The organism is Sphingomonas sp., assembly GCF_004799495.1.
Lineage (GTDB): Bacteria > Pseudomonadota > Alphaproteobacteria > Sphingomonadales > Sphingomonadaceae > Sphingomonas.
In genome coordinates this window covers 109,095-128,656 of the sequence record NZ_SSMY01000008.1, presented here as the reverse complement: position 1 = coordinate 128,656, position 19,562 = coordinate 109,095, and the positions used below count along the sequence as shown (strand labels likewise).

Below are 19,562 nucleotides of genomic sequence, written 5' to 3'. Positions count from 1 at the left end.
GTCGTTGATTTAGCGCGCTCTTGCGGCAGCGCGCGTCGTTTCGGTGATCGCCACGTCGGACAGGATTTCCCCTGCCCCGCCCGCTGCCATCTGCGCGCGTTCGGCGCGGCGCAGCCGGTCGATCGCGGCCGCGATGTCCGCCGATTTCCATCGCTCGACCTGACGCACGGTGCTGGCCACCTCGCGAAAGTGGACGTGGCGTGCCTTGACGACCGCAGCGGCCGGCCTGCCGCTTTCGACCTCGGCGCGCATCGCCGCCAGCGTCATCAGCTTGCGCACCATCTGGCGGAGCAATGGAATCGCCGCGCCGCCCGATTCGGTGAAACGGCCGAGTGCGCGCGCGATATCGCGCACGCGCCCCTCCAGCGCGGCATCGACGACGTCGGACATCTGCGCGTCGCCCAATTCCGCGCCCAGCGCGTCGAGCGCATCGTCGTCGAGGTCGCGCGGCCGGTCGGCGGCGGCGTCGAGGTAGAGCGCGAGCTTCTCGATCTCGCGCGCGATCACCGCGCGGTCACCGTTCGATGCGGTCATCAACCGCCGCGCCGCGTTCTGCGTCGGGCGCAGGCCTTGGTCGCGCGCGATTCCCGCGACCATGCGATCGGCATTGGCACCGTCAGGCACATAACAGGCGAAGCTCATCGCCGCAGGTTCGGCGACCGCGAACTCGACCAGTTTGCCTTTGCCGCGCAGGCCCGGCCCCAGAAACACGACCGGATGTTCGACATGCGGCTCGGCGATCAGCAACCGCGCGGCCTCGAGCGCGTCGTCGCCCACCCCGCTGACCAGGATCCAGCGCCGCCCGCCGAACAGCGCGAGCGATCGCGCCTCGTCGACCACGCGACCGGGATCACCCTTCAGCGACGATCCGTCGATCGCGACCTTCTCCGCATCGGTGCCGAGCGCGCGGCCAAGCCTGGCGGCATGGTCGGCGGCGCCGGCTTCGTCGGGGCCGTGAAGCAGGTAGAGCCGGATCGCCGGCGACGCCGCGTCCAATGCGCTAATCAATTGATTTTCGGACGCTTTCACTTGGCCGAGGCGCGGCGCGTGTAGATCGCAATACGCGTCACGATCTGATCGGCGACGATGTTCGACAGGTTTTCGAGCGCGGTGTTCTCGGCCGCGATCGTGGCATATTCCGAACTGACGACGTCGATCCCGGCATCCGACCCGGCGGTCGCGTCGAGCAAGGTTTCGCCGGTCGCGGCATCGACCAGTTGGTAGCGTGCGCGCAGCGAGCGGCGCTCGCGCGTGATGGTGTTGTCGCTGCGCACGCCGAGACCGACGATCGAATCGTCGAGCTTCACCTCGAGCCGGTATTTCGCCGCCCCGCCATCCGAGCCGGGTAGGCGGTCGCGCAGCGCGTTGCTCATCAGATAGCCCGTTTTACCCGCGATCGGCGCGACCTCGATCTGCGCCAGCCTGCGCGCGACCGGTCCCGATCCGCCTCCTTCGTACAGTGGGTGCAGCCCGCAGGCAGGGAGCGCAAGGGCGAGCAGGAGGACGAGTCGCTTCATGCCACCAGATTGACCAGACGGTCGGGTACGACAATCACCTTCTTCGGTTCGGCGCCATCGAGCACGCGAATCACGTGCGCGCTGGCGCGTGCGGCGGCCTCGACCAGTGCTTTGTCGCTGCCCTTGGGCATGACCAGCGTGTCTCGCAGCTTCCCGTTGACCTGAATCGCGATCGTCACTTCGTCCTCGACCAGCAACGCGGGGTCGTAGCTCGGCCACTCGGCGTCAGCGACGAGCCCCTCCCCGCCCATCGCAGCCCAGGCTTCCTCGGCGAGGTGCGGCGTCATCGGCGCGACGAGGCGGACCAGCGCCCGGGTCGCCGTGGTGCGCGACGCCGACGGCGCGGCCTTTTCGATCGCATTGACCAGTTCGTACAGTTTGGCGACCGCCTTGTTGAACTGCAGCGCCTCGATATCGGTCGCGACCCCCGCGATCGTCTGCGCGAGCTTGCGGTCGAGCGCGGTGTCGGTGCCGTCGGTGTCCTCGATCGCCTCAACCAGCCGCCAAAGCCGCTGCGTGAAGCGCCACGCGCCCTCGATCCCGCTCTCCGACCATTGCAGGTCACGCTCGGGCGGCGAATCGGATAGCATGAACCACCGCGTCGCGTCGGCGCCGTACTGATCCACGATCGGCTCGGGATCGATCGTGTTCTTTTTCGACTTCGACATCTTCTCGATGCGGCCGACCGTAATCGGCTGGCCGGTCGCAACTTCCTTGCCGCCGCGCACTTCGTCGGGCGACAGCCATTTGCCCTCGGCGGACTTGTACGTCTCGTGCGTCACCATGCCTTGCGTGAATAAGCCAGCGAACGGCTCGGTTACGTCGAGCATATCCATGTGGCGCAGCGCCCGCGTCCAGAACCGCGCGTAGAGCAAGTGCAGGATCGCATGCTCGACCCCGCCGATATACTGGCCCACCGGCAGCCATTGCTCGGCCACCGCCCGGTCGAACGCCTTGTCCCGGGGCTGGCTCGCGAAGCGGATGAAATACCACGACGAATCGGCGAAGGTATCGAGCGTATCGGTCTCGCGCACCGCTTCGCCGCCGCACGAGGGGCAGGCGACATGCTTCCACGTCGGGTGGCGGTCCAACGGATTGCCGGGAATGTCGAACGACACGTCCTCGGGCAACACCACCGGCAGCTGATCGCGCGGCACCGGCACCGCGCCGCACGCGCTGCAATGGACGATCGGGATCGGCGTGCCCCAATACCGCTGGCGGCTCACCCCCCAGTCGCGCAGGCGATAGACGGTGGTGCCGTGGCCCCAGCCGCCGCCTTCCGCGCGCGTGATGACCTCGCGCTTGGCCTCCTCGACGTCCATCCCGTCGAGGAAGTGCGAGTTCACCAGCGTTCCTGGGCCGCCATAAGCCTCGGCTTCGGCGAATGCCGGGTCGGTCTTGTCACCATCGGACACGACACGGCGGATGCGCAGACCGTATTTGCTGGCGAATTCGAAGTCGCGCTGGTCGTGCGCGGGCACACCGAACACCGCGCCGGTGCCATATTCCATCAGCACGAAATTGGCGATGTAGAGCGGCAGCTTGATCGCTTCGTCGAACGGGTGGGTCACGGTCAACCCGGTGTCGAACCCGAGCTTTTCCTGCGTTTCGAGCTCGGCGGCGGTAGTCCCACCCTGCTTGCACAGCTCGACGAAGGCGGCTGCATCGGCGTTGCCTGCCGCAACCTTTTGCGCGATCGGGTGGTCCGCCGCGACCGCGACGAAGCTCGCGCCGAAGATCGTGTCGGGGCGCGTGGTGAAGACCTCGACCTCGCCGCCGTCGCTGATCTTCCAGCGAAACTGCAGCCCCTGGCTCTTGCCGATCCAGTTTTCCTGCATCAGCCGCACCTTGTCGGGCCAATGCTTGAGCTCGCCCAACCCCTCAAGCAACTCATCGGCGAACTGCGTGATCTTCAAAAACCACTGGGAGAGCTTGCGCTTCTCGACCAGCGCCCCCGACCGCCAGCCGCGCCCGTCGATCACTTGCTCGTTGGCCAGCACGGTCATGTCGACCGGGTCCCAGTTGACCGACGATTCCTTGCGATAGACCAGCCCCGCCGCCAGCATATCTAGGAACAGCGCCTGCTCGTGCCCGTAATAGTCGGGCTCGCACGTCGCCAACTCGCGGCTCCAGTCGAGCGCGAATCCCAGCCGCTTCAGCTGCGCCTTCATCGTCGCGATGTTCTGGCGGGTCCATCCGCCCGGATGCACGCCCTTTTCCATCGCGGCGTTTTCCGCCGGCATGCCGAACGCGTCCCACCCCATCGGGTGGAGCACTTCCATGCCTTTCATCCGGCGATAGCGCGCGAGCACGTCGCCCATCGTGTAGTTGCGGACGTGGCCCATGTGGATCCGCCCCGACGGGTACGGAAACATCTCGAGCACGTACGACTTGGGCTTGGGGCTATCGTCCTTCGCGGCGAACGTCTGGCGTTCGTCCCACACCTTTTGCCACTGGGCGTCGGCCTTCAGTGGATTGAAGCGTGACATGATCGTTTTCCTGTTGGGCGGGCATTACCCGCCCACCGGGTTTACCTAATTGGCGACGGCAGCGCGACGCAGGTCACGCGCACGCGTAAGGATGATGTCCTCGAGTTTCTGGACGGTCGCCGCCTGCACCGGGGCCGCGACCCACTGCCCGCCCTGATTGACCTGACGCAGCGCCGCGACGCGGACCGCGTCGGCGCGCAGATCCTGGTCGAGGATCGTGACCGTAACCTTCATCCGCTCGGTCGGTGCCGACGGATTGACGTACCAGTCGGTGACGATGACGCCGCCGTTCGAATCGGTCTGGAGCAGCGGCATGAAGCTCAGCGTGTCGAGCGTCGCGCGCCACAGATAGGCGTTGACGCCGATCGTGGTGACTTTGGACGCGGCGATGTCCGCCTGCATGCGGGCCTTGTTGCCATGGCTGCAGGCGGCAAGCGGCAGCAACAGGGCCAGATACGCGGCGGTGCGCAAACGAGTCATCGACAATTCCTGACACAGATAGGACGGACGCGCATCTATAGATGCTCAAGGCCGCGCCGCAAGCGCGCATCGTGGAGTCGGCCAGTTCCGCCCATGTGGACATGATGCAACACTTGCCGTGAAAAGCGCATTGTCGGTGGCGGCGATGGAACGATCCGTGATAGGGCGAGTCTGAACTGAGAGTCGGTCGGAGTCGCCGTGATCGCAAAGCGGGCAATTGTCGGAACGTTGGTCGGGGCGCTTGCCGTCGCCGGCGCGTTCGCGATGCCCGCGTTCGGGACCCCGGATACGGCGCATCGGACCGCCAGGTCGTTGCTGCCGCAGCGGATTTTCTTCACGCCCGCCTCGGCCGACCCGAAGCTGGCGGCGCTGATCGCGCGCAACGGGATCGGCAACGCCGCGTTCCGCTTCACCCCCGCCGACACCAGCGGTGCGCGTCGCCCGATCGCGGTGGCGCTGCAGATCAACACGCCCAAGGCCGGAATCGTCACGCTGCGCGGGTCGAGCGCCGATATCGCGCCGCCGTCGGTCGGTGTTGCGCCGATCGCGTACAATCTCACTTCGACGACCGCCGCCAAGCGGCTGACCGTCCCCGGCGATGCGCCGAAGATGGATCTGGGCACCTCGTTCAGCGGTCGCCGGATCGAGCCGGGCTTCAACCTGAGCAAGCCGTCGAAGCTGAAGGCCGTGACCGACCGTCCGTCGACCGACACGGCGCTGACCAGCGACACGCCGCAGATGATCAATGTGGGCGGCGCTTACTCGCTCCGCCGCAACCTGGATGTGACCGCAGGTGTACGCTACAAGTCGCAAGACCGCGACCGCCTGACACCGCTGCCCGACAATCGTGCCGACAGCCAGGCGGTGTACGTCGGGACGACATTTAAGTTCTGACTTCTTGCCCTGATTTAGCAGGGCTAAATCAGGTATCAGCAAGAAGTCCGGCCGGCGTCGCGGGAGCGAGGACCGACGACGCGGCTTTGCCGCGGCGGGCTTTCAACCGTCGCTGTCCAGGCATCGATCGCCGCCCAGCCGTAGAACGCGCGCAGCGGGCGAAATCGCGCCGCATCCATCCCGCCCAACGCAATTGCCGGCACGCGCAGCCGCCGCGCAATCTTCTCGGCCGCCTTGACGCCAAGCACCGTTCCGCCCGGATGCGAGCGCGTCGCAAACACCGGCGACACAAACACCATATCCACTCCCCGGCGCACGGCCGCCTTAGCCTCACCCCAAGAATGCGCCGACGCTGTGCGCAGTCCCACGCCCCTTCCGTTGTGCACCCCGTCCGCGCCAACCCCGCACCACGCCCCGGCGCGCACCACAACCAGCGCGCGCGCGCGCGCGACCCGCATCACCCGCGCGAACAACGCCTGCCGCTCCGCCGCCGGCGTCGCATAATGCCGGAACACCACCCCGCTTCCGCGCGGCAACCGCCGCAGCGCGGCCCACAGTTCGTCACCCTGCCGCTCGTCGGTCATCAGCCAAACCCTGGTTATTTGGGGGTGCGGGAGGGGGTGGCGGCGTGGCACGGTGCTCTCTATAGCGCCCGCCATGACGACCGACGACCCCGCCGCGCGGCTCGCCGGCGTTCTCGACCAGATCGCGCGCGCGAAAAAACTTGCCGGGCGCAGCGATGCGGTCGAGCTGATCGCGGTGTCGAAGACGCATCCGGCCGAGGCGATCGAGCCGCTGATCGCCGCGGGACAACGCGTGTTCGGCGAGAATCGCGTACAGGAAGCACAGGCCAAGTGGCCCGCATTGCGCGAGGCGCACCCTGACATTCGCCTCGCGTTGATCGGCCAGTTGCAATCGAACAAGGCGAGCGAAGCGGTCGCGCTGTTCGACCAGATTCATTCGCTCGACCGGCCGTCGCTGGTCACCGTACTCGCCAAGGCGATGGACGCGGCGGGCAAGCGGCCCGCGTGCTTCATCCAGGTCAATATCGGCGACGAGCCGCAGAAGGGCGGCTGTGCGGTTGCCGACCTGCCCGCCTTGCTGACCGAAGCGCGTGCCGCCGATCTTCCGCTCGCCGGATTGATGGCGCTGCCGCCTGCCGACGTCGAGCCCGCCCCGTATTTCGCGTTGCTCGCCAAGCTGGCGCGCGACCATGGGCTGGCGGGGTTGAGTATGGGGATGTCGGGCGATTTCGCGACCGCGGTGACGCTCGGCGCGACGCACGTTCGCGTTGGATCGGCACTGTTCGGGGCGCGCGCGTGAGGTTCGCGGGATCGCCCCGAAGCGATCGATCCCCCGGATCAATCGCCCGCAAGTTCGGGGCGCTCCTATTCGATTTCGACGGGGTGCTGATCGAAAGCGAATATGTCGGCAACAAGCAGATCGCCGATTATCTGACCGGCATCGGCCACCCGACCACGCCCGAGCAGTCGATGGCCAATTTTATGGGCTATTCGGGGGCGGATTTCCTGGCGAAGGTCGAGGCGTGGATCGGCCGCCCGCTGCCGGCGGATTTTCATACCGCGCGCGCCGCGGAGGATGACCGCGTGATGGCCGAGGGGATCGGCGAAGTCGCCGGCGCGGTCGATTTCGTCGAGTCGCTTCCCGCTGATCTGCCCAGGGCGGTAGTGTCGTCGAGTTCGACCCGCTGGATCCGCCGTCACCTCGACCATATCGGGCTGGGTGGCGCGTTCGGCGATCATATCTATTCGGGCCGCGAGCACGTGATACACGGCAAGCCCGCGCCCGACCTCTATCTATTCGCTGCAGACCAGCTCGGCGTCGCGATCGCCGACTGCGCGATCATCGAGGATTCGATCGTCGGCGCGACCGGCGCGGTGGCGTCGGGCGGGTACGTGATCGGGTTGTGCGCGGGGAGCCATTGCGCGGCCGACCACGCCGACCGGTTGCGTGGGGCGAGAGTGGACGCTGTGGCGAGCGATTTCGCCGAGGTCACGAAACTGCTGGAAATGTAGGATTTCGTGTGAAACCGTCGTTGCTGCTCTTTGGCAGGGGCGGCGATAAACGGATCGAGCGACAGGCCGGATGTCGACGCCGATAGTGTCAACTTAGTGTCAACTTCCGCCGCGCGGTTCAGAGCTGGTGCCCGGTCCGGTCGCGCTTGGTCGCTAGGTATTTTGCGTTGAACGGGTTGGGCGGGAGCGCAATGGGCACGCGTTCGGCGACTTGGATTCCGGTTGCCTCGAGCACGCGGACCTTCTCCGGATTGTTGGTCAGCAAGCGGATCCGCGTCTGCCCGAGCAGGTCGAGCATCCGCGCCGCGACGCGGAAATCGCGCGCATCGACCGCGAAGCCGAGCCGCGTATTGGCGTCGACCGTATCGAATCCCTGATCCTGCAGTGCATAGGCGCGCAGCTTGTTGACCAGCCCGATCCCGCGTCCCTCTTGCCGCAGATATAGCAGGATGCCCCAGCCGGTTCTCTCCATCGCGTAGATCGCGGCGTGCAGCTGCGGCCCGCAATCGCACTTCAGGCTGCCGAGCACGTCACCGGTCAGGCACTCGCTGTGGAGGCGGACGAGCGGCGGGTTGCCGTCGGGCTGGCCGACGATCAGCGCGATATGCTCGCCGGGCGAATCGGGCGAACGGAACGCGACGATCTCCGACCGTTCCGAACCCGCGACGGGCAGGTGCGCGCGGGCGGCGATCGCCAGGTGGATCGGGTCCTCGAAATCCGCGACGTCGGCAATGGAGATCGCTGGCTCGCTCGCGACGCCGACAAAAAAGGCGGGCAGAACCCCGGCTGTCCGCGCCAAACCGAGGGCTGCCGCCATGACGTCAGCGTCGGTGACGGGGATCGCGCGGAACGGTCCCTTCATCGGCGTCGCCATGTCGAGCTGCGGGTCGGCGAGCGCCACCGCGCAGTCGAAATCGATCCAGAAGGTGCGCTCGACCAGCACCGGCGAATCGGGAACGGCGGCCTCGATCTGGTTGGCGAGCTTGAGCGTCACCGCGCGCCCCGCCGACAGCAGGATCGGCGAGTCGCCCGCGGGATCGAACGCCGCCAGCCGCCCCGCGTCGGCAGTCTCGATCGCGAGCAGCCCGACCGGATCGCCGCCCCCGCCAATCGCGATCGGCCAGCCGCGCCGCAGCGAGTCGATCGCGCGGGCGACGTCGCGCGTGCTCAAAGGTCGAACTCGGTCAGGATCGGGACATGGTCCGATGGCTTGAGCCAGTTACGGCACGCCTCGAACACTGTGTGCGACGTGGCGACCGCGGCGACATCGGCGGTCGCCCACATATGATCGAGCCGTCGCCCGCGGTCGTTGACCGTCCAGTCGGGCGAGCGATAGCTCCACCACGTGTGCAGCCGCGCCGGTGCCGGATGGAAATGCCGCCCGAGGTCGACCCAGCTGTTCGAATCCTTGAGCCGTGTTAGCGCCTCGACCTCGATCGGCGTATGGCTGACGACCTTGAGCAGCGCCTTGTGGTTCCACACGTCGCTCGGCAGCGGCGCGATGTTGAGGTCGCCGACCAGGATCGTCGGGCAATCGAGGCTCGCCGACCACGCGGCCATCCGCCCGACGAAATCGAGCTTCTGCCCGAACTTGGGGTTGAGGTCGCGGTCGGGAATGTCGCCCCCGGCCGGGACGTAGACGTTCTCGAGCCGCACGCCGTTCGCCAGCCGCACTCCGACGTGCCGTGCCTCGCGATTGGCCTGCCAGTCGAACCGGTCGTCCTCGGCGAGCGGCACGCGGCTCAAGATCGCGACGCCGTGGTGCATCTTCTGCCCGTGGAGGATGATCGTCTTGTAACCGAGCCGACGGAACGGTTCCTGCGGGAAGTCCTGGTCGATCACCTTGGTTTCCTGGAGGCACAGGATATCCGGCGCGGCCTCGCGCAGGAACCGCTCGACGATCTCGATGCGGAAACGGACCGAATTGATGTTCCAGGAGACGATCTTCACGGGAGAGGACTTAGGGGGTCGGAAGGGGTTCGTCACCTGCCCGCCGCGGCAAAGCCGCGTCGTCGGTCGGCGCGGAGCGCCGCCGGCCGTGCGACCGGCGAGTCTTGGCGCGGCACGCGCCATGCCGCCAGACGCAGAAAGGCCCCCGCTCCGGGGGCATGGAGCGAGGGCCGACCTAGCGTTCGTCACGCAGGCGGGAAATGGGCCGTTCCAGGCAACAGGGGGAAAATCCTGAACCGCCCCACATCCGCGATGACTGTATTAGTCGGACAATGCTGTCGCCCAGATGAACGGAACATTCATTTTCGCGGAGCCGTCGGCGTCGGGTCGTTGAAGCGGAACGTTCCGTCGGAAATCGGCACGTTGAACTTCTGGCCCGACAACCGGATCGTCGTGCGGTTGTTCTGCGCGTCGAGCGCCACCCAGCCACGCAGCATCAACCCGGCGGGCGCCGAAGCGTTCTTTTCGAAGATCAGCGTGATCCGCCCATATTCAGGATGCTTGGGGTCGTTCGCTTCGACCGACAGGATCGCCGGGTCGGCGGTCGGCACCATCCTGGCATAGCGCGAAATGTCCTTGGACGGATCGAGCAGCACGCCGAGCGGCGACCCGCCGATCGGCCAGCGTTGTTTCTGCTTCACCGAATAATCGAGGAACCACAGCGAATTGCCGTCGGCGACGACCAGGATCGGCACGCCCTTTTCGTACTGGAATCGGATCTTGCCCGGACGCTTGAGCGACAAGGTGCCGGTCAGCGTCTTGCCGTTGCGGTCGGTCTGCGTGAACGTCGCGGTCATCGATCGCACCGCCGCGAGGTGCGCCTGGATCTTGGCGAGGTCGGGCGAGGCAGCGGGCGCTGCGGCGACGAGGGCGGGTAGGGCAAGCAGCGCGAGGGCGCGAGACGTCACGGAATTTCTCCTAAAGGTGCCGCGAGCGATGGCGCGGCCGTCTTGAACCCGTTGTGAACGCGCCGGATCAGAGCGGGTTGCCGTCGCGGTCGCGCAGCACTTCGCGGCGGCCGACATGGTCGGGGCGTCCGACGATGCCGTCCTTCTCCATCCGCTCGATCAGGCGCGCGGCCGAATTATAACCAATCCGCATCTGGCGCTGAAGCCAGCTGGTCGACGCTTTCTGGCTCTCGACCACTAACTGGATCGCGCCGCGATATTGCTGATCCTCGGCCGAATCCTCGCCCAGCGGCGCGCCGTCGAGCGCGAAGCCGTCGTCGCTCTCCTCAGTCACCGACTGGACGTAATCGGGCTGCCCCTGCGCGCGCCAGTGATCGGCGACCGCGCGGACCTCGTCGTCCGACACGAACGGCCCATGCACGCGGCTGATCTGCTTGCCGTACGCCATGTACAGCATGTCGCCCTTGCCGAGCAGCTGCTCGGCGCCCTGTTCGCCCAGGATCGTGCGCGAATCGATCTTCGACGTGACGTTGAAGCTGATCCGCGTCGGCAAGTTCGCCTTGATGACGCCGGTGATGACGTCGACCGACGGGCGCTGCGTCGCCATGATCAGGTGGATCCCCGCCGCGCGCGCCTTTTGCGCGAGCCGCTGGATCAGGAATTCGACCTCCTTGCCCGCGGTCATCATCAGGTCGGCGAGCTCGTCGACGACGATGACGATCTGCGGCAACGGTTGGAAGTCGAGCTGCTCCTCTTCGTACACCGGCTTGCCGTTCTCGTAGCCGATCTGGACCTTGCGCCCGAGCGGTTGGCCCTTCGCTCTTGCCGCGCGAACCTTGTCGTTGAAGCTCGCCAAGCTCCGCACCCCGACCGACGACATCTGGCGGTAGCGCTCCTCCATCTGCTCGACCGCCCATTTGAGCGCGCGCACCGCCTTGGCCGGATCGGTGACGACGGGGGCGAGCAGGTGCGGGATATCGTCGTACATGCTCAGTTCGAGCATCTTGGGATCGATCATGATCATTTTGCACTGATCGGGGTTGAGCCGATAGAGCAGCGACAGGATCATGCAGTTAAGCCCGACCGACTTGCCCGATCCCGTCGTGCCCGCGACGAGCAGGTGCGGCATCGGCGCGAGGTCGACCACCACCGGATCGCCGGCGATATTCTTGCCGAGAATCAGCGGGAGCGAGGCCGATTGATCCTCGAACGTGTCGCTCGCGACCAGCTCGTGCAGGCTCACCGTCTCGCGCTTGGCATTGGGCAGCTCGATCCCGATCACGGTGCGGCCGGGTACGGTCGCAACGCGCGCGGAGATCGCCGACATGTTGCGCGCGATATCATCGGCAAGCTGGATCACGCGGCTCGCCTTGATCCCCGGCGCGGGATCGAGCTCGTACATCGTCACCACCGGGCCGGGACGCACTTCGATGATCGATCCCTTGACGTGGAAGTCGTCGAGCACGGTTTCGAGCAGCCGCGCGTTGCGCTCGAGCGCAGCCTTGTCGACCGGGCCGTTGGCCGAGGGCGGCGGCGCCTTGAGCATATCGAGGGTCGGCAGGCGGTAATTGTCGCGCAGGTCGAGGCTGGCCTGTTTAGGGCCGCGCGCAGGCTTGGGTTGCGCGACGGCGGCGCTGCGTTCGGCGATCACCGGGCCCGGGCGCGCGTCGGGCAGCGCGAGCGCGCGCGGCTGGCGGATCGTCTGTTCGGGTGCGGGCGCGGGTTCGCGCCGGTCGGTCAGCCGTTCGGACCGGGCGGAGAGCGCGATCCGCGGCATGCGCGGCAGGCCGAGTCCCAAGCTCATGAACCACACCACCGCGCCCACGATGACGAAGGCGAGCTCGACCAGTCGCTCGCTCCACAGGATGGCGGTCGGGTTGCCGATCAGCGTGATGACCCAATCGAGCGCGCCCGCCACGACCATGCCGACCAGCCCACCGAGTCCCGCGGGCCAGCGCAACGATGCGGCAGGCGACCAGAAGGCCAAGCCCGTCGCGACCAACGCGATCCCGACGGTGGCAACGGTCAGCATCCGTCCCCAGTGCCCAATCGGCTCGTCGCGCCACAGGCGAAGCCCGCAGATCGCGCCGACCGCGAGCAGCCCGCTCACCGGCAGGCCGAGGATCGACAGCGCAAGGTCGGCAATGAACGCGCCCGGCGTGCCGAACAGGTTTTCCGCCGGGCCACCCGCCGCGGTGCTGAGCGAGGGATCGCCCGAACGATAGGTGAGCAAGGCGGCGGCGAGCGCTAGAGTCAGCGTCAGCACCGCGATCGCGCCGACCATCCGCCAGCCGCGCGCCGCGCCCGCCTTCACTGTCTCGCGCCAAAGCGGCGGCTGCGCGCGGCTCGCCATGATCGATACCCCCGAAATGTCCGCTGTTCGTTCGCGCTAGATTCTCGCGCTTGCCGAGTCCGCCGTCAAGCTGGTGCGACGGGGGGCGGCGCGCTAGGGCGGTTGCCATGAATCAAGCGGACGTCCTCATTCTCGGCGGCGGTCTGGTCGGCAGCGCACTCGCGGTGGCGCTCGATGCGCACGGGCTGACCAGCGTCGTGGTCGATCCGGCCGATCCGGCGGTGGTGACCGCGCCGGGGTTCGACGGGCGCGCCTCGGCGATCGCCAGCGCGCCGATGCGGATGCTCGAGGCGATCGGCGTGGCCGGCCGGCTGGCGGGCAAGGGCTGCCCGATCGAGGGCATCAGGGTGAGCGACGGGCTGAAGCCCGGCGCACTCGATTTCGTGCCGCAGGAGGGCGAGGACGCGCTTGGCACGATGTTCGAGAATCGCGACCTTCGCACCGCGTTGCTCGACGCGGCGGGGGCGGCGAGCCGCGTCGATCTGCGGATGCGGACCAGCGCGCACGAAGTCGTGCGAGACGACTTCGGCGTTCGCGCGACGCTGAGCGACGGCAGCGAAGTCCGTGCGTCGCTGCTGGTCGGGGCGGAGGGGCGCAACTCGCCGACGCGCGAGGCGGCGGGGCTCAACACCGCGCGCTGGAGCTACGATCACGTCGCGCTGGTGACCTCGATCGGGCACGAGTTCAGCCATGAGAACGTCGCATACGAAATCTTCTATCCCGAAGGGCCGTTCGCTATCCTGCCCTTGATCGACGACGCGCGCGGGCACCGCTCGGCGATCGTCTGGTCGGTGCGTACCGCGCAGGCGCCCGGGATGCAGAAACTCGGCGAGCGCGGGTATCTTGCCGAATTGAGCCGCAAGATGGGCGGGTTCCTCGGCGACCTGACCTGGCTCGGCCCGCGCTTCGCGCATCCGCTTGGCTTTCACCACGCCGCGACGATCACCGCCGAACGCCTCGCTTTGGTCGGTGACGCCGCACACGGCATTCATCCAATCGCGGGGCAGGGAGTCAACGTCGGTTTCCGCGATGTCGCCGCGTTGGTCGAGGTGCTGGTCGACGGCAAGCGAATCGGACTCGACCTCGGCGACCCGGCCTTGCTCAAGCGCTACCAGCGCTGGCGCAGCCTCGACACCTTCATGGTCAGCCTCGCGACCGATGGGCTGACTCGCCTGTTCGGCATCCCCGGTGACACCGCCAACGCCATCCGCCGGCTCGGGCTGTCGGCGGTGCAGCGGTCGCCCGCACTCAAGGATCGTTTCATCGCGGAAGCGCGTGGCGAATCGGGTGCGCTGCCCAAGCTATTGGCCGGGCTGACCGTCTAGCCCATCCGCCGCAACAACCGCTCCACCGACCGGTGGTTGCTCGATTCCTTGCCGCAATCCTTCTCGATCGCAAGCTTGAGCAATTCGAGCTGGTGCTGGGTCAGATGCTCGACCCCGATAAAGCCGTTCCGGGCGTCGCTGGTGGCGCGGATGATCTCGTCGAGCTTGGCCTGAATCGCCGATCCGTCGCGATTCTGCGCGTTCTGGATGAGGAACACCATCAGGAAGGTGACGATCGTCGTGCCGGTGTTGATGATCAGTTGCCACGTGTCCGAATAATGAAAGATCGGTCCCGTCACGCCCCATATGATGACGATCAGCAATGCGGCAATGAACGCCGGTGGCCGGCCCGCCCATCCTGCAACCTTTTCCGCGATCTTCTCGAACATCCTCTCCATCACGAACTCCCTTGAAGCTGGTTGGGGGACTGCCACTTTCCGCTCGGTCCCGCTATGGCGGGGATCATGACCCAGATCAGCGTCGCCGCGCTCCAGCTCGGCTTTTCCAACGATACGACTCGCAACATCGCCAAGGTGTCGCGCTTGGTGCGCGAGGCCCACGCCAAGGGTGCCCGGGTGATCCTGCCGCCTGAACTGTTCGAGGGCGAATATTTCTGCCGGGTCGAGGACGAGGGGCTGTTCGCGCAGGCCAGGCCGACCGCCGAGCATCCGTCGGTGGTCGCGATGCAGGCGCTCGCCGCCGAGCTGAAGGTGTGGATCCCGACCAGCTTCTTCGAAGCTGACGGCCCGCACCACTACAACAGCCTCGCGATGGTGAACCCGGACGGCAAGGTCGCGGGCGTCTACCGCAAGAGCCACATCCCCGACGGGCCCGGCTATGAGGAAAAATTCTATTTCCGCCCCGGCAATACCGGGTTCAAGGTGTGGGACGGCCCGGACAAGACGACGCTCGGCGTCGGCGTGTGCTGGGACCAATGGTATCCCGAAACCGCGCGCGCGATGATGCTGATGGGCGCGGACGTTTTGTTCTACCCGACCGCGATCGGCAGCGAGCCGCACGACTCGCAGCTAGACACCGCGCGGCTGTGGCGGCGCGCGATGGTCGGCCATGCGGTGTCGAACGTCGTGCCGATCGTCGCCGCCAACCGCGTCGGCGTCGAGCACGGCCAGACCTTCTACGGCACGAGCTTCATTTGCGACGAACGCGGCGACATCCTGGCCGAGCTCGACCGCGCGGAAGAAGGCGTGATCGTCGCCACCCTCGACCTCGCCCGCGTCAAGCGCCACCGTGCCGCGTTCGGCTTCTTCCGTGACCGCCGGCCCGAGCTGTACGGGCGGCTGGTGGAGGATATTTAAGGCATGCATCGGTACGCCTAAGTTCACAAAGTTGACACTGGGCGGTGTTTTGGGCGAGTTGCGCCGGTTCGCGTCCGTGATGCGCCGGTGACGCGACCTTTGCGCGCCACCGACGCGCCGATTGCGCGCCACTGGCGCGGCAATCAGGCGCCTGTCTCGCCACGCCGGCGCTGCCGCGAAGCGATGGTGTCGCGCCAGCCGCGAACGGCACGGCCGCAGGACCGGGAAGCGTGGTTGCCGGAGTGCTCATCGATCAGGGTAGATCAGATGAAATCCTACATTGGTAGCAATTTGGCTGCGCGAGCCCGCTGAATATCCACGCGTGCTAGGGCCGCAACTCCACTGCCCGCGCGAACACCGCTTCGAACATTTCGGGCGTCAGCCGCCCGGTATTCTGGTTGTAGCGCGAGCAGTGATAGCTATCGATCAGCACGCGCCCGTCGGGCATGCGGTGTTCCGCGAGGTGCCCGAAGCGGCATTTGGGGAGCCGCCCGCCCAGCACCTTGACCGCCGACTGGTGCGCGATCTGGCCGAGCGCGATGAAGACGCGCGCGTTGGGCAGCGCGTCGACCTGGCGTTGCAGGAAAGCCCTGCACGTGTGGACTTCGGCGGGGGTCGGCTTGTTCTGCGGCGGCAGGCATTTGACCGAATTGCAGATGATCGCGCCGTCGAGCGCCAGCCCGTCATCGGGCCGCGCATCGTACGTCCCGCGCGTGAAACCGAACTTGGCGAGCGTGTCGAAGAACAGCGGCCCGGACTGGTCGCCGGTGAACGGCCGCCCGGTGCGGTTGGCGCCGTGCTTGCCCGGCGCGAGGCCGACGATGCACAGCCAGGCATTGGGATCGCCGAACGCCGGGACCGGCGCGTTCCACCACTCGGGATATTCGCCACGCAATTTCTCGCGGAACGCGACCAGCCGCGGGCAGAGCGGGCAATCGTGCGGTGGCTCGGTGGCGGGGAGCGGGCTGGGTGCAAAGTTCACGCGCCTGCGGTACGCGCAGCGGCGTCATGACGTCCAGCTATGCGATTGCCCTGGGTTCGAACCGGCGCGGCCGTCACGGCGGCCCGGCCGACGAAGTGCGCGCGGCGCTGGCGGCGGTTGGCGAGGTGGTCGCGGTGTCGTCGATGATCGACACGCCGCCGCTCGGACCGTCGGCGCGGCGTTTCGTCAATGCGGTGGCGGTGATTGAGACCGCCGACGCTCCGCCCGCCTTGCTCGACCGGCTGAAAGCGATTGAAGCCGATTTCGGCCGCCGCCCCGGCCAACGCTGGAGCGATCGCGTGATCGACCTCGATATCGTCATGTGGTCGGACGGTGTTTGGGCCGACGACCGGCTGACGATCCCGCACGCGGCGTTTCGCGAGCGATCCTTCGTGCTCGAGCCACTCGCGCAGATCGCCCCCGACTGGCGCGACCCGCTGACCGGGCTGACCGTCCGCCAATTGGCCGCGCGGTTGACCCGGCGCGCCCCTCTCCCTAAGCGCCGCGGCTCTGGTGCGGGCCCGTAGCTCAGTTGGTAGAGCAACGGACTTTTAATCTGTAGGTCTCGGGTTCGAGTCCCGACGGGCCCACCAGCGTCGCCGCACGCCCCGACACGTTTTGGGGTTGCTGGCGGGTACAATGTATCATAGGTCCCACGCCGTGACGCGATCCATCGCCTCCAGCCCCAATCCCATCGTCGCGACGGCCCATCGGGCGACGTCGCGGCTGGCGTTGCTGTGGCTCGTGCTCGCGTTGCTGTGCCAGGGCTTCGTTACCCAGACCCACGCGCATTCGGGAACGGAGCAGGGTTGGTCGATTGCCGGAATCGCGCGCGCCGCGACGGCGACGGCCGACGACCAGAAGCGCTCCCCCGCCGCACCGGCCTGCCCGTTGTGCGAGGAAAAGGCGCTGTTCGGCGCCTATCTGCTCGGCGGCTCGATCACTTTGGCCAAGCCGGTCGAGGTGACGGTCGCCTATGCCGCCACATCCTTTGCAGCGTTCATCGTTCCGTTGCGCTCCCACGCGTGGCAAAGCCGCGCGCCTCCACTCTTCACGACCTGACCGACAAACAATTGCGGCAGCCGGGCTGCCGCTCGGTCGGCGGGTAGCCCGTCGACCGGCCCAGGTTCGTGAAGATTGGAAATACCCATGCGACATACATTGTTGATCGGCGCCGCGATCGCGGCGCTGGCGCCCGCGTTGGCCCAGGCGCAGACCGCCCCCGCCGCTGCCCCTCCACAACCGGCGCCCGCCCCCGCGCCGCCGCCCGCCGCCAGCGACGATGCACCGCAGAAGGGCGACATCGTCATCACCGGCCATCTCGACGCCGCGCGCGCGTCGATCCAGCCTAGCCTCGGCGCCACCACCTATTCGATCTCGAACGAGACGATCACCGAATTGCCCGGTGGCGACAATCAGCAACTCAACCAGGTGCTGCTCCAGCTGCCCGGCGTGGTGCAGGACGGCGGCGGCCAGCTCCACGTCCGCGACGACCACAACAACCTGCAATATCGCGTCAACGGCACGATCCTGCCCGAAGGCGTGTCGGTGTTCGGCCAGACGCTCAGCCCTCGGCTGGTCGAGAAATTCGATCTGCGCACCGGCGCGCTGCCCGCGCAATATGGTCTCCGCACCGCCGGCATCATCGACATCACGACCAAGAGCGGCATCCGCAACGGCGGCGAAGTGGCACTCTATGGCGGTAGCAACGGCACGATCGAGCCGAGCATCGAATATGGCGGGTCGGGCGGCGACACCAACTATTTCCTGTCGGGCAGTTATCGCCGCTCGGACCGCGGGATCGAGGCGGTCGATTCCGGCCGCTCCCCGCTCCACGACCGGACCGATCAATATCAGGCCTTCGCCTATGTCGATCATACGTTCAGCGCGAACGACCGCGCGTCGCTGATCGGCGGCTTCTCGAACCAGTATTTCCAGATTCCCAACCCGCGCGGGCTGCACCCGACCGACGGCTATGTCGTCAATGGGCAGACCGATTATCTGAGCGACGACCTCAACGAGCGCCAGATCGAGCGGACCGCGTTCGGACTCGCCAGCCTGCTCCACGACGCGGGGCCGCTGACGCTGCAATTCTCGCTATTCGCGCGCTACTCCGGGCTGCGGTACCGGCCGGACGTGACCGGCGAATTGCTGTTCAACGGCATCGCGCAGACCGCGTTCAAGCAGGATTTCACGGCCGGCGGCCAAATCGATGCGGCGTGGCGGCTCAGCGCGAAGAACACCATTCGCGCCGGGGTCGTGATCTCGCGCGACCGTTCGAACAGCCAGACGACAAGCCTCGTCTTCCCGCTTGATGCCAACGGCAACCAGGCCGGTGCGCCGATCGCCATTCCCGACAATTATTCGGCGACCGAGAGCACTTATTCGGCCTATCTCCAGGACGAATGGAAACCATTCGCGCCGCTGACGATCAATTTCGGCGGGCGGTTCGACCATTACAAAGGCTTCCGTGCCGAATCGCAATTCAGCCCGCGCATCAACGCGGTGCTCGAGGCGGGCGGGGGGCTGACCCTCTATGGCGGCTATGCGCGCTATTTCTCGCCGGCGCCGTTCGCCAATGTCGGCGCGGCCAGCGTGCTCCAGTTCCGCGGCACCAGTGCGCAGGCGCCCGGCGACGATGGCGTCAATCCGCCACTCGCCACCATACCGTTCGCCGAGCGCCAGGATTATTTCGACCTCGGCGCGCAGCTCAAGAAGGGAGCACTGACGCTCGGGATCGACGCCTATCATCGCATCTCGAAGAATCTGGTCGACGAAGGCCAGTTCGGCGCGCCGATCATCCTGACGCCGTTCAACTATGCGCGCGGGCGGATAAACGGGGTCGAAGGGTCGATCTCGTATCAGCGCGGGCGGCTGCTCGCCTATGCCAACATCGCCTATGCCAAGGCGCAGGGCGAGGACATCGTGTCGGGGCAGTTCAACTTCGATCCCGGCGACCTCGCGTACATCGCCAACCACTACATCTATCTCGACCATGACCAGACCTGGACCGGGTCGGGCGGCATTTCGTACCGTCTGCCCGACGGAACCAAGCTTGGCGGGTCGATGATCTACGGGTCGGGCCTGCGCAGGGACGGCGCCGTGCCCAATGGCGGGAAGCTGCCCTCCTATGCCGTGTTCAACCTGACCGCGAGCCACACGTTCAAGGGACCGGGAATCGAGATTCGCGCGGACGTGTTCAACGTCGGCGACCACATCTACGAGATCCGCGACGGATCGGGGGTCGGCGTCGGCGCGCCGCAATTCGGCCAGCGCCGTTCGTTCTTCTTCGGGGTCAGCAAGACGTTTTAG

At 66.9% G+C, this 19,562-nt stretch carries 19 protein-coding genes and 1 tRNA gene; 9 read left to right on the top strand and 11 right to left on the bottom strand.

The genetic code is table 11. From position 1 onward, the window contains the following. Positions 1–9: 9 nt before the first annotated feature. The 4 genes from holA to E7773_RS08480 are packed head-to-tail and all read right to left on the bottom strand — an operon-like array spanning position 10 to position 4,486. A complete protein-coding gene (holA, locus tag E7773_RS08495) occupies positions 10–1,008 on the bottom strand; it encodes a DNA polymerase III subunit delta (protein ID WP_293990196.1) in 999 nt (332 codons plus the stop codon). Positions 1,009–1,025: 17 nt separating this feature from the next. Further along, positions 1,026–1,517, bottom strand: coding sequence for an LPS assembly lipoprotein LptE (gene lptE, locus E7773_RS08490; RefSeq protein WP_293990194.1), 492 nt, complete (start codon positions 1,515–1,517; stop codon positions 1,026–1,028). Next, complete coding sequence (gene leuS, locus E7773_RS08485) at positions 1,514–4,009, bottom strand: leucine--tRNA ligase (RefSeq protein ID WP_293990768.1); 2,496 nt, start codon at positions 4,007–4,009, stop codon at positions 1,514–1,516. The genes lptE and leuS overlap by 4 nt, the downstream gene beginning before the upstream one ends. 42 nt (positions 4,010–4,051) lie before the next feature. Further along, positions 4,052–4,486 carry a DUF3576 domain-containing protein gene (locus E7773_RS08480; protein WP_293990192.1) on the bottom strand — a complete coding sequence of 145 codons (435 nt, stop codon included), beginning with the start codon at positions 4,484–4,486 and terminating at the stop codon, positions 4,052–4,054. A gap of 198 nt (positions 4,487–4,684) precedes the next feature. On the opposite strand from E7773_RS08480, the gene E7773_RS08475 reads away from it, so the two are divergent. Further along, a complete protein-coding gene (locus E7773_RS08475) occupies positions 4,685–5,380 on the top strand; it encodes a hypothetical protein (RefSeq protein ID WP_293990190.1) in 696 nt (231 codons plus the stop codon). Between the two features lie 35 nt (positions 5,381–5,415). Here the strand turns inward: E7773_RS08475 and E7773_RS08470 are convergent, their stop codons facing one another. Continuing rightward, entirely contained in the window at positions 5,416–5,964 is a 549-nt protein-coding gene (locus E7773_RS08470) for a thiamine phosphate synthase (protein WP_293990188.1), read from the bottom strand. Between the two features lie 73 nt (positions 5,965–6,037). Between E7773_RS08470 and E7773_RS08465 the strand changes: the two genes are divergently transcribed. Then, complete coding sequence (locus tag E7773_RS08465) at positions 6,038–6,703, top strand: YggS family pyridoxal phosphate-dependent enzyme (protein ID WP_293990187.1); 666 nt, start codon at positions 6,038–6,040, stop codon at positions 6,701–6,703. Positions 6,704–6,744: 41 nt separating this feature from the next. Next, positions 6,745–7,416, top strand: coding sequence for an HAD family phosphatase (locus E7773_RS08460; protein WP_293990766.1), 672 nt, complete (start codon positions 6,745–6,747; stop codon positions 7,414–7,416). A gap of 118 nt (positions 7,417–7,534) precedes the next feature. Here E7773_RS08460 and ribA read toward each other — a convergent pair whose 3' ends face one another. The 4 genes from ribA to E7773_RS08440 all read right to left on the bottom strand — a co-directional run bounded on the left by ribA (position 7,535) and on the right by E7773_RS08440 (position 12,627). Further along, the gene (gene ribA / locus E7773_RS08455) at positions 7,535–8,587 is read right to left on the bottom strand and encodes a GTP cyclohydrolase II (protein WP_293990186.1); all 1,053 of its coding nucleotides are present in this window, start codon (positions 8,585–8,587) and stop codon (positions 7,535–7,537) included. After that, positions 8,584–9,366 carry an exodeoxyribonuclease III gene (locus E7773_RS08450; RefSeq protein ID WP_293990185.1) on the bottom strand — a complete coding sequence of 261 codons (783 nt, stop codon included), beginning with the start codon at positions 9,364–9,366 and terminating at the stop codon, positions 8,584–8,586. Before E7773_RS08450 ends, ribA begins: the two co-directional genes overlap by 4 nt. Positions 9,367–9,665: 299 nt before the next feature. Next, positions 9,666–10,274 (bottom strand): outer membrane lipoprotein carrier protein LolA, encoded by a 609-nt coding sequence (locus E7773_RS08445; RefSeq protein ID WP_293990184.1) that lies wholly within the window; start codon positions 10,272–10,274, stop codon positions 9,666–9,668. 67 nt (positions 10,275–10,341) lie between these two features. Further along, positions 10,342–12,627 (bottom strand): DNA translocase FtsK 4TM domain-containing protein, encoded by a 2,286-nt coding sequence (locus E7773_RS08440; RefSeq protein ID WP_293990183.1) that lies wholly within the window; start codon positions 12,625–12,627, stop codon positions 10,342–10,344. A gap of 107 nt (positions 12,628–12,734) precedes the next feature. Here E7773_RS08440 and E7773_RS08435 point away from each other — a divergent pair, with 107 nt between their 5' ends. Then, the gene (locus E7773_RS08435; RefSeq protein ID WP_293990182.1) at positions 12,735–13,952 is read left to right on the top strand and encodes a UbiH/UbiF/VisC/COQ6 family ubiquinone biosynthesis hydroxylase; all 1,218 of its coding nucleotides are present in this window, start codon (positions 12,735–12,737) and stop codon (positions 13,950–13,952) included. Here the strand turns inward: E7773_RS08435 and E7773_RS08430 are convergent. Then, positions 13,949–14,350, bottom strand: coding sequence for a low affinity iron permease family protein (locus E7773_RS08430; protein WP_293990180.1), 402 nt, complete (start codon positions 14,348–14,350; stop codon positions 13,949–13,951). The two genes, E7773_RS08435 and E7773_RS08430, sit on opposite strands and share 4 nt — an antisense overlap. Positions 14,351–14,416: 66 nt before the next feature. Here E7773_RS08430 and aguB point away from each other — a divergent pair, with 66 nt between their 5' ends. Continuing rightward, a complete protein-coding gene (gene aguB / locus E7773_RS08425) occupies positions 14,417–15,268 on the top strand; it encodes an N-carbamoylputrescine amidase (RefSeq protein ID WP_293990178.1) in 852 nt (283 codons plus the stop codon). 325 nt (positions 15,269–15,593) lie between these two features. Here the strand turns inward: aguB and E7773_RS08420 are convergent, their stop codons facing one another. Next, the gene (locus E7773_RS08420) at positions 15,594–16,250 is read right to left on the bottom strand and encodes a uracil-DNA glycosylase (protein ID WP_293990176.1); all 657 of its coding nucleotides are present in this window, start codon (positions 16,248–16,250) and stop codon (positions 15,594–15,596) included. 26 nt (positions 16,251–16,276) lie between these two features. Between E7773_RS08420 and folK the strand changes: the two genes are divergently transcribed. The 4 genes from folK to E7773_RS08400 all read left to right on the top strand — a co-directional run bounded on the left by folK (position 16,277) and on the right by E7773_RS08400 (position 19,562). Next, positions 16,277–16,777: a 2-amino-4-hydroxy-6-hydroxymethyldihydropteridine diphosphokinase gene (folK, locus tag E7773_RS08415; protein ID WP_293990174.1), complete on the top strand. Its 501-nt coding sequence runs from the start codon at positions 16,277–16,279 to the stop codon at positions 16,775–16,777. Then, a tRNA-Lys gene (locus tag E7773_RS08410) sits at positions 16,768–16,843 on the top strand. Before folK ends, E7773_RS08410 begins: the two co-directional genes overlap by 10 nt. 67 nt (positions 16,844–16,910) lie before the next feature. Beyond that, positions 16,911–17,312 (top strand): hypothetical protein, encoded by a 402-nt coding sequence (locus tag E7773_RS08405; RefSeq protein WP_293990172.1) that lies wholly within the window; start codon positions 16,911–16,913, stop codon positions 17,310–17,312. Positions 17,313–17,399: 87 nt separating this feature from the next. Then, a complete protein-coding gene (locus E7773_RS08400) occupies positions 17,400–19,562 on the top strand; it encodes a TonB-dependent receptor (RefSeq protein ID WP_293990170.1) in 2,163 nt (720 codons plus the stop codon).

Excerpts from the sequence above, each read along its gene's own strand:
- lptE (WP_293990194.1), bottom strand. The coding sequence starts at position 1,517 with ATGAAGCGACTCGTCCTCCTGCTCGCCCTTGCGCTCCCTGCCTGCGGG.
- E7773_RS08480 (WP_293990192.1), bottom strand. The coding sequence starts at position 4,486 with ATGACTCGTTTGCGCACCGCCGCGTATCTGGCCCTGTTGCTGCCGCTT.
- E7773_RS08470 (WP_293990188.1), bottom strand. The coding sequence starts at position 5,964 with ATGACCGACGAGCGGCAGGGTGACGAACTGTGGGCCGCGCTGCGGCGG.
- E7773_RS08465 (WP_293990187.1), top strand. The coding sequence starts at position 6,038 with ATGACGACCGACGACCCCGCCGCGCGGCTCGCCGGCGTTCTCGACCAG.
- E7773_RS08440 (WP_293990183.1), bottom strand. The coding sequence starts at position 12,627 with ATGGCGAGCCGCGCGCAGCCGCCGCTTTGGCGCGAGACAGTGAAGGCG.
- E7773_RS08435 (WP_293990182.1), top strand. The coding sequence starts at position 12,735 with ATGAATCAAGCGGACGTCCTCATTCTCGGCGGCGGTCTGGTCGGCAGC.
- E7773_RS08430 (WP_293990180.1), bottom strand. The coding sequence starts at position 14,350 with ATGGAGAGGATGTTCGAGAAGATCGCGGAAAAGGTTGCAGGATGGGCG.
- aguB (WP_293990178.1), top strand. The coding sequence starts at position 14,417 with ATGACCCAGATCAGCGTCGCCGCGCTCCAGCTCGGCTTTTCCAACGAT.
- folK (WP_293990174.1), top strand. The coding sequence starts at position 16,277 with ATGACGTCCAGCTATGCGATTGCCCTGGGTTCGAACCGGCGCGGCCGT.
- E7773_RS08400 (WP_293990170.1), top strand. The coding sequence starts at position 17,400 with ATGCGACATACATTGTTGATCGGCGCCGCGATCGCGGCGCTGGCGCCC.